Source organism: Streptomyces sp. NPDC053427 (assembly GCF_044544985.1).
GTDB lineage: Bacteria > Actinomycetota > Actinomycetes > Streptomycetales > Streptomycetaceae > Streptomyces.
In genome coordinates, this window is the sequence record NZ_JBITYA010000005.1 from 48,825 (window position 1) to 61,068 (window position 12,244).

Annotated in this window: 10 protein-coding genes; 5 read left to right on the top strand and 5 right to left on the bottom strand. The window is 70.4% G+C overall.

Features of this window, described 5'->3' with window-relative positions; translation table 11 throughout:
- Window positions 1-270 precede the first annotated feature (270 nt).
- Both ACIGWZ_RS15130 and ACIGWZ_RS15135 read left to right on the top strand, forming a co-directional pair.
- The gene (locus ACIGWZ_RS15130) at window positions 271-666 is read left to right on the top strand and encodes a hypothetical protein (RefSeq protein WP_400064547.1); all 396 of its coding nucleotides are present in this window, start codon (window positions 271-273) and stop codon (window positions 664-666) included.
- 19 nt (window positions 667-685) lie between these two features.
- Complete coding sequence (locus ACIGWZ_RS15135; RefSeq protein WP_400064549.1) at window positions 686-1,327, top strand: hypothetical protein; 642 nt, start codon at window positions 686-688, stop codon at window positions 1,325-1,327.
- Window positions 1,328-1,375: 48 nt separating this feature from the next.
- Here the strand turns inward: ACIGWZ_RS15135 and ACIGWZ_RS15140 are convergent, their stop codons facing one another.
- Both ACIGWZ_RS15140 and ACIGWZ_RS15145 read right to left on the bottom strand, forming a co-directional pair.
- Window positions 1,376-1,882, bottom strand: a complete 507-nt coding sequence (locus ACIGWZ_RS15140) for an SRPBCC family protein (RefSeq protein ID WP_400064551.1) — start codon at window positions 1,880-1,882, stop codon at window positions 1,376-1,378.
- A complete protein-coding gene (locus ACIGWZ_RS15145; protein ID WP_400064553.1) occupies window positions 1,879-2,631 on the bottom strand; it encodes an alpha/beta fold hydrolase in 753 nt (250 codons plus the stop codon). Before ACIGWZ_RS15145 ends, ACIGWZ_RS15140 begins: the two co-directional genes overlap by 4 nt.
- Before the next feature lie 62 nt (window positions 2,632-2,693).
- Between ACIGWZ_RS15145 and ACIGWZ_RS15150 the strand changes: the two genes are divergently transcribed.
- Entirely contained in the window at window positions 2,694-3,278 is a 585-nt protein-coding gene (locus ACIGWZ_RS15150; RefSeq protein WP_400064555.1) for a TetR/AcrR family transcriptional regulator, read from the top strand.
- 89 nt (window positions 3,279-3,367) lie between these two features.
- Here ACIGWZ_RS15150 and ACIGWZ_RS15155 read toward each other — a convergent pair whose 3' ends face one another.
- From ACIGWZ_RS15155 to ACIGWZ_RS15165, 3 genes are read right to left on the bottom strand one after another with little or no spacing between them, the layout of a single operon-like run.
- Window positions 3,368-4,090 (bottom strand): hypothetical protein, encoded by a 723-nt coding sequence (locus tag ACIGWZ_RS15155; RefSeq protein WP_400064556.1) that lies wholly within the window; start codon window positions 4,088-4,090, stop codon window positions 3,368-3,370.
- Window positions 4,087-5,253 (bottom strand): FAD-dependent monooxygenase, encoded by a 1,167-nt coding sequence (locus ACIGWZ_RS15160; RefSeq protein WP_400064558.1) that lies wholly within the window; start codon window positions 5,251-5,253, stop codon window positions 4,087-4,089. The genes ACIGWZ_RS15155 and ACIGWZ_RS15160 overlap by 4 nt, the downstream gene beginning before the upstream one ends.
- Window positions 5,250-7,265, bottom strand: a complete 2,016-nt coding sequence (locus ACIGWZ_RS15165; RefSeq protein WP_400064560.1) for a LodA/GoxA family CTQ-dependent oxidase — start codon at window positions 7,263-7,265, stop codon at window positions 5,250-5,252. The genes ACIGWZ_RS15160 and ACIGWZ_RS15165 overlap by 4 nt, the downstream gene beginning before the upstream one ends.
- A 499-nt stretch (window positions 7,266-7,764) precedes the next feature.
- Between ACIGWZ_RS15165 and ACIGWZ_RS15170 the strand changes: the two genes are divergently transcribed.
- Together ACIGWZ_RS15170 and ACIGWZ_RS15175 are read left to right on the top strand one after the other, a co-directional pair.
- A complete protein-coding gene (locus ACIGWZ_RS15170; protein WP_400064562.1) occupies window positions 7,765-10,437 on the top strand; it encodes a SpoIIE family protein phosphatase in 2,673 nt (890 codons plus the stop codon).
- A gap of 542 nt (window positions 10,438-10,979) precedes the next feature.
- Window positions 10,980-12,065, top strand: coding sequence for an ABC transporter substrate-binding protein (locus ACIGWZ_RS15175; protein WP_400065390.1), 1,086 nt, complete (start codon window positions 10,980-10,982; stop codon window positions 12,063-12,065).
- The last annotated feature ends 179 nt before the right edge of the window (window positions 12,066-12,244 follow it).

The following is a 12,244-nucleotide window of genomic DNA, read 5'->3' on the forward strand; positions in this document are numbered from 1 at the left end:
GGAAGGTTCATCGGCTCCGGGACATGCGTGCAAGGGCGTGGCCCCGTCATGTGAGCCGGGCACGCGCCGACCGAGAACTGCCGTCCGAAGCCATGACGACGAGTTCCGTTCACCCCGAAACATCCGGTCCTGGGCATGTTCGCTATTTCATCGTCATTTCAGCGTCTCCCACGACAGTTGGCAGACAAGGTGCCGAACAACCGGTCCTGCCTCTGCGTCCTTCACGCGTATTCGTGGGTGCGCATTCTCCTTCAACGAACGGGTGTCCCTGTGGACGATCTCTTGCACAAACTGGTTTCTGCCGTCATCACCGGCGCGCTGATCGCCCTGGTGGGATATCTCAGCGTGGCCTCACGCAGGCGGAGGGTCGCCCGGGAGGAGGCCGCCGCGCCGGCTCCGGTCGAAGACCGTACGCAGACCTTGCTGCGTCGGGCCCAGCAGCTGGACAGCAGCCGTGACCAGCTGGCCGCTCAGGGCCAGCAGGTGGAAGCGCTGGCCCAGGCCCGGGAGGCCGCCGATCTCTGGCGTGAGCTCACCCGGATCCGGCCGGGGCGATTCCAAGCGGAACGAAGGGCAGCACTGGGGAAACTGAGCGAACTGCTGGCGGCCACGGGAGAAGAACACCAGGCGGCGCAGGTCCGCCAGGAAGCCGCCGGACTTTCCTGACGAAGCGAGGAGAACCGCAATGCCCGCCGCGATCTGGACCGGCCGAAACGCGAATCCGGAGAAGGTTGCCGCCGATATCGCCATGGCAGTGAAAGACGAACTCGGTCTTGCAGAACCACCGTTGGCCGTCACATTGCCGGCCGAAAGCACCGGCGTACCGGCCGGAAGTCTGCTCCCGCCCCGCGAGCGGTTCAGCGGAATGCCCGCGTCGACGCACTGCTTCCTCTACATCGATGCCCGAGCGCCCCGGCCCTTCGAACTACGTGCTGCGGTCCTGGGCGGGCGCTCGGGCATCCGTCGAAGCCTCGGACTGGGCCACCTCCTCTACGCGGTGCCCCTGGCGCCGCCGGTTCCCTCACCCGTAGAACTGAAGGCGGCCGGTGGCTCCGCCCCCATGCGCTTCGAAGGAGACCTCCCCACCGCACACCGTCTGAACGGAGACGCCCGGCTGGTCGAGAGGGCCCGTGCGCTGACTCCCGCCACGGCCGGTACCGACCGGAACCACACCTGGCAGGTGGCACAACGGCTGGCCATCGAACCGCTCCCCCAGGGTTCGGTCCTGCTCGTCCAGACCCTGCACCGTCCCACCGCCCGCGCCTGGTCCCTCAGCGCCCGCACCGTGCTGGACTTCGCCGCCCGCGCCGAAACGGCGCTCGGGTAGCGCAGCCTGCCGCCGCCCCGGCAGAACGGGCTGCCGCTCGCCCGGGAGTCAGGAGGTGTCGGTATCCACGGCGCCGGGCGGTCCGGCGTCGGCTTCGCGGCATTCGGCGCGCAGCCGGAGCAGGGTGGTCCGCATACCGTCCCGGTTGCGTGCGGCGCGTCGGCCGGCCGGTGTTCCGGTGAAGACCAGCCCAAGCATCTCCGCAGTCCGGCCGCGCCATCCCCGGCGGCGGTGGTCGCGCCAGTATTCCGTGACCAGAGTCCCCTCCCCCGCCGGTGTCAGGCGGTAGCCCCAACGTGCCACCGGCAGCCCGAATGTGGTGACGTCGAACGCGAACTCCCGTCCAGGATCGTCGATGACGATCCGGCAGGTGGTGAACCAGACCCAGCACGCTCTGCGGTTGACTCCGACGAAGCTGTTCCCGCGACGCCACGTCCAGATGACTTCCGGGCTCCGCTCCTTCATGCGCCGGACATCGGCGAGGGCCGCATGAACGGCTGCGGGCGCGGAGGGCACCGCGAGGGATTCCTCGACCTCCCGGACCCTTTCGCTCATCGGGACTCCCCGACGGCGTGGTAGCTCGCGCGGTCCGCCGTGACGGCGGCGGCGTCGAGGACCGTACGGGCGAGCGCCGCCGTATCGGAAAGGGCCGTGACGTGTCCCTGTCGGGGACGCACCACGAGCCGACCGTCGCGGCAGGCTCCCAGGAACGCGCGTTCATCTCGGCGGAAGGGGTCTCGCGCACCGTTGACCAGCCACACCGGCCCCGGGTAGGCGGAGAGGGAAGCCGTCGGATCCATCCGGGCGACGGCCTCCACCACGCGCGGCATCACCTCACAGGAGAGGCCGCCCGCCACCATCGCCTCGGCCACCGGACCCGGTAGCGTACGGCGGAATCCCCAGGTGCTGAGGCGGTCGCCGACCGCGGGATGCGTCGCCGCCGAGCGTGCCGCCGCGCGGTATACGGCGCCGAAAAGGCCACGCGGACGGGTCGTGCAGCCCATCGCCATCAGACCGGCGACGCGTCCGGGGTACCGCTCGGCGGCGACGATTCCGACGTAGCCGCCCAGGGACAGCCCCACCACCAGCGCCCGGCCGCCGAGTTCGTCGATGGCGTCGGCAACGGCGCGCGCGGCCCCGGGCAGGGTGAAGGGCTCGCCGCGGCGGGTCCCGTGGCCCGGTAGATCGGGCGCCGCCACCGGGTGGTCCGCGCCCACCAGTTCCATGACCGGCCGCCACATCGTCCCGCTCACGCGGATGCCGTGCACAAAGACGACGGGGAGCCCGTGTTCGTTGGGTTTCATGTGCCGGACGCTAACATTAAATGCAACGCACCGTTGCGTTGTTTTTGAGGTAGCTTTCCTACATGAGCGACGCACAGCACCGCACACCTCGGGACGGCCCGCGGAAGGCGCAGGAGATTTTCGATGCCACGCTGACCCTGCTCGCAGCGAGGGGCTACGAAGGGCTGACCATCGAGGGAGTCGCGGAGAAATCGGGGGTCAACAAGACCACGATCTACCGCTGGTGGCCGTCCAAGGGCGCCCTGGTGGGGGCCGCACTCACCGGTGCGCGCCGGCTCGACCTCGTACTCGAGGACACCGGGAGCCTCCAGGGCGACCTGGAAGCCCTGCTGCGCGCCGTGGTGACGCTGCTGACCGTGCCGCCCGCCGCAGACATCGCCGTCCCGGCCCTCGGCGCCACCACACAGAGTCCCGAACTGGCTCTCCACGTAAGGGATTTCTTCGCCGAGCGGCTGGCCCGCGAACGGATCGTCTTCGACCGCGCCGTCGCCCGGGGCGAACTGCCGGCCGACGCGGACCCGATGCTCCTGGTGGACCTGCTGGCGGGAGCCGCCTGGCTGCGCATCGTGTTGCGAGGGCTTCCCGTGGAAGAGGACTTCGTCGCGCGGGCCGTGCGCACCGTCCTCAAGGGGGCCGCCACGGCATAGCCCTCGCCGAACGGCCCCCAGCTCCCCGCAGCGGTCGGCCCGGGTCTGCGATGTCGTCGCGGACCCGGGCCGGCGCGTGACCGGATCGGTCAATTGTTGAGGCTGGTGTGGTTCCACCAGCCCTGGCGGCCGACGGTGAAGTCGGCCGTATCGCCGTTGCCCTTGATCTTGCCCTGGTACTGCTGGCCCTTCTTCAGCGGGCTTTCCTCCAGCTTGCCGTGGGCGTCCTGGATCGCATCGATGACGAGGGTCGGCACCTTCTTCAAGGTCTCCGGGGGGATGGCCTTCGAGGGGGTGATGGTGACGGCCTCGTCCCAGTTCGGGCGGGCGGCGAGCTGGTGCGCGAGGTGGATCTCGTCGCCCTCGCCGAAGATCAGGTAGGTGAGGTACTCGGGGTAGGGGAGGTCTCCGAGCTTGCGGAAGGAGAGGACGTCCTCCTTCTTGCATTCCACCGTGGTCTCGCCCGTCGTCATCTGCTGGAACGTGCGCTTCCCCGCCTTGTCCACGACGACCCGCTCCAGATGGACCTTGAAGGTCTTGCCCTTCCGGAGCTCGGGCAGCTCGAAGTGGTGCGGGCAGCGAAGGGAGTAGTAGACCCGCTCGTTCTCGTGCTGGGCCAGGTCCTTGAGGTACATGTCGCGCAGTTCACCGTTGTCCTTGATGGTGAAGGTGAACACCGCCTGGTAGTCGTGGCCGGACTGCGGGTTGTACAGCGCCAGGTGGTAGAAGAAGAGCTTCTTCTTGCCGAGCAGCAGGAAGCGGTGGATGTGCTCGTGTCCGTCGGTGTGGTCGGCTTCGGGGGTCGTGGTCATGGTGAGGTGTTGCCTTCCGTGAGGGGGGTGTGCGGGTGGGGGTGGAGCTGCCGCCGGGCCCAGAAGGGGCGGTCGGGCCAGCGGGTTTCCCGGGCGTGCACGACGCGGTGGTCGTGCTGGTACGCCGCCCGGGCCGTGGCGACCTTCGTCCCGTAGGCGGCCAGGGCCGCCCGGTCGCCGTGCAGCCGGGCGTCGACCGCCTCGCCCGCGCTGAGCCCGGTGTAGAGGGCGGTGAGGATGCCCTGCGAGCTGAGCGGGTCGAAGGCGGCCGCCGCGTCTCCGGCGGCGATCCAGCCGTCGCCGTGCACCCGGTCCAGATGCGCGCTGTGCGCGGGGGCGCGGCGGGGCGGCGGGAGGTCGGTGAGTCCGTGCGGGCGGGCCCGCACGGAGACGTGCCGGGTGGCCAGCAGCCGGTCGCGGAACCGTTCGGCGCTGCGCCCGCCGGCGACGGGCAGGTCGAGGTCGGTGAAATAGGCGACCAGGCGGCGTCGGGAGGGCAGGAGGGCGGTGTACCACCAGCCGTCCTGGTCGGATTCGACCAGCGAGCGGCCGTCGGTGGTGTCCTGCGCGTCCGGCGGCGGGCCGAGGGTGAGGTGCAGGGCGGTCAGCCGGTCCGCCGTCCGTCGCCGGGCGCCGCAGCGGACGGCGATCGCGGCGCCCCGCCCGGTGGCGTCCACCACCCAGCGGCAGCGGACCGTACGTTCCCGGTCGCCGCCGGAGCGGTCGCGGAGGGCGAGCCGCCAGGCGCCGTCGGGCTGCCGGGCGCACCTCCGTACCGCGGTGCGCTCGGCGACCTCGGCGCCCGCCGCACCGGCGGCCGCGCGCAGCCGCCGGTCGAAGAGCGGCCGGTCGAGGTGCCAGCCGTGGCCGTACGGGTCGTGGAGGGAGTCCACGGCGTGCAGTTCGGCCGAGCCCCACGCGGAGAGGTTGCCGTGGCAGGGCAGATGGCCGGTGCCAAGGACCGGCCCCTCGACGCCGAGGTCGGCGAGCAGCAGCCGCCCCACGGACACCAGCGCCTCCCCGGCCTTGGGCGGTCCGGTCCCGGCGTCGGCCAGCAGCACCGTGCGCCCGGCTCGTACGAGACAGAGCGCGGCGGCGCAGCCGGCCGGGCCGCCGCCCGCGACCACGACGTCGTAGGCAGGGGGTTCCGAGAGGAAGCTCACTGGTTGCCGTGGAAGGGGTCGAGCTTCTCCAGGTACCCGGCGGCGATCTCCGTCCCGTCCCGGCCGGTCGCCTCCTTGACCTCCTCGATCGCCTGCTGCACGAGCATGGACGCGACGTCTGCGGCGGCGACGTCCCCGGTCCAGGTGTCGGCCGCACCCGCCAGCACGGCCACGCCCGCTTCGGGCACCTGGATGTTGACGAGATTGGCGTGGTCGGGGGCGGCCGGGTATCCGGGCTTGGACTCGACCTGGAGGTACTTGGGGAACTTCTTGTCGTCCACGGTGTATTCGCGCGTTTCGACGATGCCGAACTCGTGCCAGTGGTCGATCATGTGCCGACGCTGCTTGTCGAAGTCGGGGTCCCTCAGCCCTCGCAGCCACACCGCCCGGTTCTCGAAGGCCTTCTCCCTGGCACTGTCGTCGCCGCCGGTCGGCTTGGTGTTGACGATCAAGAAGTCCGATTCCTTGAGCACGTGGTTGGGCATCTGGGCGGGCCAGAACGTGGGCAGGTAAGGGCTGTAGCGGGGCCCGAGGCCGGACCGCACCTGGTAGCCGGAGCGGCAGCTCGCCGTGTCGCACTGCCAGGGGGCCGCCATCCAGCGGGTGAGGTCGCCCGGCCCCTGCGCATACAGCGGACCGTTCTTGCTGAAGACATCCGGAAGCTTGAGCTCATCCCCGTAATTGGGTTCCGGGTTGTCCGGCGTGCGGTGCAGGATGCGGAACGGCTCGGAGTACATGGTCTTGTGGCGCATCGGCCAGGTCACCTCGCAGCCGGGGTGGAACGCGTCCGCGGCGCAGTTGTCCAGCGCGGCACGGTCCAGCAGGCCGGGCTGTTCGGCGAGGGGTGCCTTGTCGACGTCGGGGTAGCCGGTGCGCGGCGGGCCGGAGACGAAGTGGCCCTCGGACCACAGGGCCAGCATCCGGTCCTGTTCGGCGGAGAGCATGAGGTGCTGCCGGACGGAGGTGGCCTTGCCGCCGGACATGGCGTCGCCGTAGAGCCAGGGCCAGGGAACGGGGGAGGTTCCGTCCCGGTCGTAGTCGCGCATATGGACGTAGATCTGCCGGCGCAGCTCCTGACTGGCCTCGCCCGGGTCGGCGAGCCGCTTGCGCATGGCCGGGTCGAGGAAGTCGTGCGGGCCCTGCCATCCGAACTGCGTGGCGAAGCCATGGTTGACCCACTGCAGTTCGCAGAACCGCCGCAGGATGGGTTCGATGTCGTCCGGGTACGAGACCACCTGAAGGATGTCCAGCGTCTGCTCGGCAACGAAGACGTCGTAGAGCAGGTCGTAGAGGGTGCGGACAGTCTTCACACCGGGCGCGTAGTGCGGCGGGGCGACCACGACCCAGCCCGGGGTCGCGGTCTTGGTGACGCCGTTGAGGGTGACTTCGGCGGTGACCGGGCCGTCGGAGACGTCGTCGTACCAGGTGTCATTGTTGGCGACGCCGAAGATCGGCTTCTCGGGGTTCTGCCAGGAGGCCGACTTGCCGACGCCGCCGGTGACCAGCAGGCGGCCGTCTTTCTGGGTGGAGATCGACCCCAGGGAGACCTTCTTGGCCATGATCTCGCCGTCGAAGGCGGCGGTGTCGTGCGCGGAGGCGCGGATGGACTTGCGGCCGGGGTCGATGACCAGCTTCGTGCGGTCCGTGACCTTGGCATTCCGCCGGCTCCGCTGCTTGCCCGTCAGATTGGCGGCTTCGGGGATGTCGAGCGGGATGTGGAACTGGTACCAGGCGGCCTTCTTGTTGGCCAGATGCACCGACCACTTGATCTCGGACACGCCTTCTTCGTTCAGCTTGAGCTCCCGGACGACCTCTCCGGCCTTGTTGTAGCCATAGACGCGGAACCGGGCGGCCTGCCGGATGATCTTTCCCGGCTTGTCTTTGTACGAGCCGGCCGGCAGCGCCGGCTGATCCGGCGACTCCGGGCCCACGAAGGGTGCCTTGTCACTGTTGCCGACCCGGGCGATGCCGATCGCGGGATGAACCTTTACTTGTACGATCTCCTCGTCCATACGGATGCCTTCCATGGGATAGATGCACATATCCCCCCAAGAAGCCCAACCGTATGATCATCTCAACGCGTACTGCCAGCACGAAGCGTCACAATGGGTACGCGATTCACTCCGCCGCCCGCGGCGAGCGGGGAATTGCCCCCGACATCCGATTACGGAGCGTAGATATCACGTCGGGGCGCCCACGGAGACGGAGCGTCACATCGAGGCCGCACAAGCGCCCGGTCACGCGGAAGGCGGGCGCCGTGCCGTCGCCGATCGGCTCACCGGCCCGTGGGGCAGCTGCCGTAGCGCGCCTTGCCACCGCCCAGGCGAAGCGGGATAAATATGGAGCATGAGCGGACATTCGGGTCGTTTCCGGCGTTGGCTGAGTCGCGCGCCCGGCCGTTCCGCTTTTCCGGGCGCAGCCCCTGCCGGGAGCGGCACCGGCGACCGCCACGACGAACGCCCTACGGGGGCCGGAGAACCGCAGCACATACGGCCCTCGACCACACGCAGCGTGGCCCGGGAAGTCTTCCTCCTCCAGCTCGCACTCGTGGTGCTGCTCGTCGCGGCGGCAGTGGTGGCCTTCGTCATCCAGACCCGGCGGGACACCATGACCGACGCCCGGCACCGGACGCTCGCCGCCGCCGAGTCCTTCGCCCACTCCTGGGGGCTCCAGGCGGCTCTGAACAGCGCCGATCCGACCGCGAAGCTCCAGCCGCTCGCCGAGGCGGCCCGGAAGGCCTCCGGCGTCGACGCCCTCATCGTGTACAAGCTCGACGGGATCACCCTCACCCACAGCGACCCGCGACAGATCGGCAAGCACGTGATCGGCCCGTATGCCGATGCCGCCCGGGGCAAGCCCTTCACCAGGACCTTCGAGGGCGCCCTGGGCCTCTCCGTGGTCTCCGCAGCCCCCGTCAAGGACTCCTCGGGCAGGGTCATCGCCATCGTCGCCGCACCGGTCACGGTGGAGAAGGTGCAGAAATCGGTCAACGAGCAGCTGCCCCTCTTCCTGGGCAGCGCGGTCGGGGCGCTGGCACTCGCCGGAGGCGGTGCGGGGCTGGTGAGCCGTCGGCTGCGCCGGCAGACCCACGGTCTGGGGCCGGCCGAGATGACCCGGATGTACGAGCATCACGATGCGGTCCTGCACGCGGTGCGGGAGGGCGTCCTCATCATCGGCCGCGACGGGCGGCTGCTGCTGGCCAACGACGAGGCGCGGCGGCTGCTGGACCTGCCGCCGGACGCGGAGGGACACCACGTCGGCGACCTGGGGCTGGACCACCGCACCGCCGAACTCCTGGCATCGGACCGGATCGCCACCGACGAGGTGCACCTGGCCCAGGACAGACTGCTGGCCGTCAACAAGCGGTCGACCACCCCCTATGGAGCCCACCAGGGAAGCGTGGTGACTCTGCGCGACACCACCGAACTGAGGTGGCTGTCAGGGCGCGCCGAGGTGGCGCGGGAGCGGTTGAGACTCCTCTACGACGCCGGGGCACGGATCGGCTCCACGCTGAATGTCGCGCGCACCGCCGAGGAACTGGCGCAGGTGGCGGTCCCCCGGTTCGCCGACATCGTCACCGTCGAGCTGCAGGAAGCGGTCCTGAAGGGCGAGGAGCCGGCCGTGGCGGGTACCGAGCTGCACCGGACGGCCATCGCCGGCCTGGCCGCGGACCATCCGCTCCGCCCCGTCGGCGAGTTGATGCGGTTCGCCCCGGGCTCCCCGGTGGCGGCGAGTGTGGAGCAAGGCCGCTCCGTGGTGGAGCCGGACCTGGCCGGCTCTTCCGCCTGGCGGTCCATGGACCCGGAACGCGCCCGACGCATCCTGGACCACGGTGTGCATTCCCTGGTGGTCGTACCGCTGCGCGCCCGGGGAGTGGTGCTGGGACTGGTGAGCTTCTGGCGCTCGGGGAGCTCCCCTCCGTTCGACGACGAGGACCTGTCCTTCGCCGAGGAGCTGGCGGGGCGGGCGGCGGTGGGGATCGACAATGCTCGGCGCTACACCCGCGAGCGCACGATGGCGATGACGCTCCAGCGCAGCCTGATGCCCCGCGGCCTGCCCGACCAGGACGCCCTGGAGGTGGCACACCGCTATCTGCCCGCCCAGGCCGGAGTGGGCGGGGACTGGTTCGACGTCATCCCGCTGCCCGGCGCCCGGGTGGCGCTGGTCATCGGCGATGTGGTCGGACACGGCCTGCACGCGGCGGCCACCATGGGCCGGCTGCGCATCGCCGTACACAACTTCTCGGCCCTGGACCTCTCCCCCGACGAACTGCTGCGCCACCTGGATGAGCTGGTGACCCACATCGACGTCCAGGACGAGGACACCGAGGAAGGACCGGCGATCACCGGCGCCACCTGCCTGTACGTCGTCTACGACTCGGTCTCCGGGCAGGTCACCGCGGCCACGGCCGGCCATCTGCCGCCGGCCGTGGCCCACCCCGACGGCAGCGTGGAGTTCCTGCAGACGCCGGTCTCCCCGCCGCTGGGGCTGGGCACCGGCCTGCCCTTCGAGACCGCCGAGCTGTCGATGCCGGAGGGCTCCCGGCTGGTGCTCTACACGGACGGGCTGGTCGAGAACCGCAGCCGCGACCTGGACGCCGGGCTGGAAGCCCTGCGTGCGGCCCTCGCCGGACCGGACCGTACGCCGGAGGACACCTGCACCGCCGTCATGCAATCCCTGCTGCCCGCCGGGTCGACCGACGACGTCGCGCTGCTGGTGGCCCGGACCCGGCGGCTGGACCCGGCGGACGTCGCCGAGTGGGACGTGCCCCGCGACCCGGCGGCGGTGGGTCCGGTCCGTAACGCCTGCGTCCGCCAGTTGGCGGCCTGGGGTCTGCAGCACATCGCCTTCGGCGCCGAGCTCGTCCTCAGCGAACTGATCACCAACGCCGTGCGCCACGGCGCCGAGCCCATCCACGTGCGGCTCCTGCACACCCGCACGCTGATCTGCGAGGTCTCCGACGGCAGCAGCACCTCCCCGCACATCCGCCAGGCGAAGGACACCGACGAAGACGGCCGCGGCCTCTTCCTCGTCGCGCAGTTCGCCGAACAGTGGGGCACCCGCTACTCCCCCAGGGGCAAGACGATCTGGGCCGCTCAGTCGATCGACCCCGACGCCCCGACCTCGGAAGAGGAGTCGGCGGACCAACTCCTCGACCGTTGGGAGCACCGCGGGGAGTGGTGAGGCGATGAACTGCGGCGCCCGGGGACGCGCGTGGTGCCTCCATACGAGCCAGGCGCCTCCCTACGGACGCGTGCCTCCGTACGGACGTGTGCTTCCATCCGGACGTGTGCCCCTATCCGGACGTGGCACCCGCCGGCCGCCATGACCTGGCCCGGTCACCGTCCTCGCGGAGGACCACGAGGGGGCAGAGTAGGCTGATTCGCACCATTTCCGCACAGAGACGCTTCCAGCGGTTGAACGTCGCGGCGGGGTGGCGCCAGGTCCGCCCGCGTGCCAAGGCGTCGGCGGCCCGCGGGAGTGCCGAGGACGCCCGCTCGGCGAGCCCGCGGGGCCTCGTCGGCGTTCGCCCCACCTCCGGGCGTGCGCCGTCCTCGGCGGTGGGGCCGCTGCACGGGCCATGCGACCGCACCGCCGTACGGCTTGCCCCGGTCCGCGTCCGCGACCGCTCATCGGATCACTCCCCACCTGACCCTGCTGGAGGCGTCGTGGCTACACATCACCGGGTCCGCGCAGGCGCTCTCCTCTGCTGTCTCGGCCTTGTGATGCTCGGGCTCGGCGCCTGCCAGGAAGCGAGATCCACCCGGCCGGTCGCGCCCTCCCGGGCCGGCTCCGCCGCGGAGGTGGGCGGGATGGCGGCACTGATCAAGGCGGCGAAGAAGGAGGGCCGGCTCAACGCCATCACACTGCCGCGCGAGTGGGCCAACTACGGCGGGCTCATCGACGGCTTCCAGAAGAAGTACGGCATCAAGGTCACCGTCGACAATCCGTACGGCCACAGCCAGCAGGAGATCGATGCCCTCAAGCGCCACCGTGGCCAGAAGCGCGCCCCCGACGTGCTCGACCTCGGAGATTCCTTCGCCCAGTCCGCGGCGCGGCAGAACCTGCTGGCCCCCTACCGGGTCGCGCAGTTCGACCAGATCCCACCGGAGCAGAAGGACGCCAAGGCCCGCTGGTACAACAACTACGGTGGCTACGTCTCCATCGGCTGCGACGCCACCCGCGTCCGGAGCTGCCCCGAGTCCTTCGCGGATCTGCTCCAGCCGGAGTACAAGGGCCTGGTCGCGATGCACGGCGTACCCACGATCGCAGGATCGGCCTTCGCCGCCGTGTACGCGGCGGCGCTCGCCAACGGGGGCTCGTTCGACGACATCGAGCCGGGCATCGACTTCTTCGCCCGGCTCGACAACGTCGGCAACTACAACCGGACCGACCCCAACCCGTCCGCGATCGCCAAGGGCAAGACACCCATCAGCATCGAATGGGACTACCTCAACCTGGCGCACGTCGACCAACTCCGCGGGACGGGCGTGAACTGGAAGGTCTCCATCCCCTTCGACGGCAGCTTCTCGCAGTACTACGCGCAGGCGATCAACAAGAACGCCCCCCACCCGGCCGCGGCGCGACTGTGGGAGGAGTACCTCTTCAGTCCGGAAGGCCAGAACCTCCGCCTCGTGGACTACGCCCGCCCGGTACTGATGGACGTCATGGCGAAGAACGGCACCCTCGACAAGACCCTGGCCGCACGGCTGCCGACGGTCGAGGGCACTCCACGGTTCCCGACCGAGGACCAGCTGAACAAGGCGCTCCGCACCGTCCGCGAGAACTGGGCCAAGACGGTCGGCGGCTGACCCCTCACCACCGACGCACCGCAGACGACGCCGTATGTGTCCGTGTCGCCGCATGCCCGAGGGCACCTCGAGGCTGCCCGGCCGGGGTGCCGCCCCTCGCCCGCGTGAGCGCAGGCCCTACGGCTATCCGGCACCGGCCGTTGGGCACCGAGGAGGGCCGCACGTCCGCCGGCCGGGCC

Bases quoted from the DNA above. Each gene is read 5' to 3' on its own strand.
- ACIGWZ_RS15150 (WP_400064555.1), top strand. From the start codon at position 2,694: ATGAGCGACGCACAGCACCGCACACCTCGGGACGGCCCGCGGAAGGCG.
- ACIGWZ_RS15175 (WP_400065390.1), top strand. From the start codon at position 10,980: ATGCTCGGGCTCGGCGCCTGCCAGGAAGCGAGATCCACCCGGCCGGTC.
- ACIGWZ_RS15140 (WP_400064551.1), bottom strand. From the start codon at position 1,882: ATGAGCGAAAGGGTCCGGGAGGTCGAGGAATCCCTCGCGGTGCCCTCC.
- ACIGWZ_RS15145 (WP_400064553.1), bottom strand. From the start codon at position 2,631: ATGAAACCCAACGAACACGGGCTCCCCGTCGTCTTTGTGCACGGCATC.
- ACIGWZ_RS15155 (WP_400064556.1), bottom strand. From the start codon at position 4,090: ATGACCACGACCCCCGAAGCCGACCACACCGACGGACACGAGCACATC.
- ACIGWZ_RS15135 (WP_400064549.1), top strand. From the start codon at position 686: ATGCCCGCCGCGATCTGGACCGGCCGAAACGCGAATCCGGAGAAGGTT.
- ACIGWZ_RS15165 (WP_400064560.1), bottom strand. From the start codon at position 7,265: ATGGACGAGGAGATCGTACAAGTAAAGGTTCATCCCGCGATCGGCATC.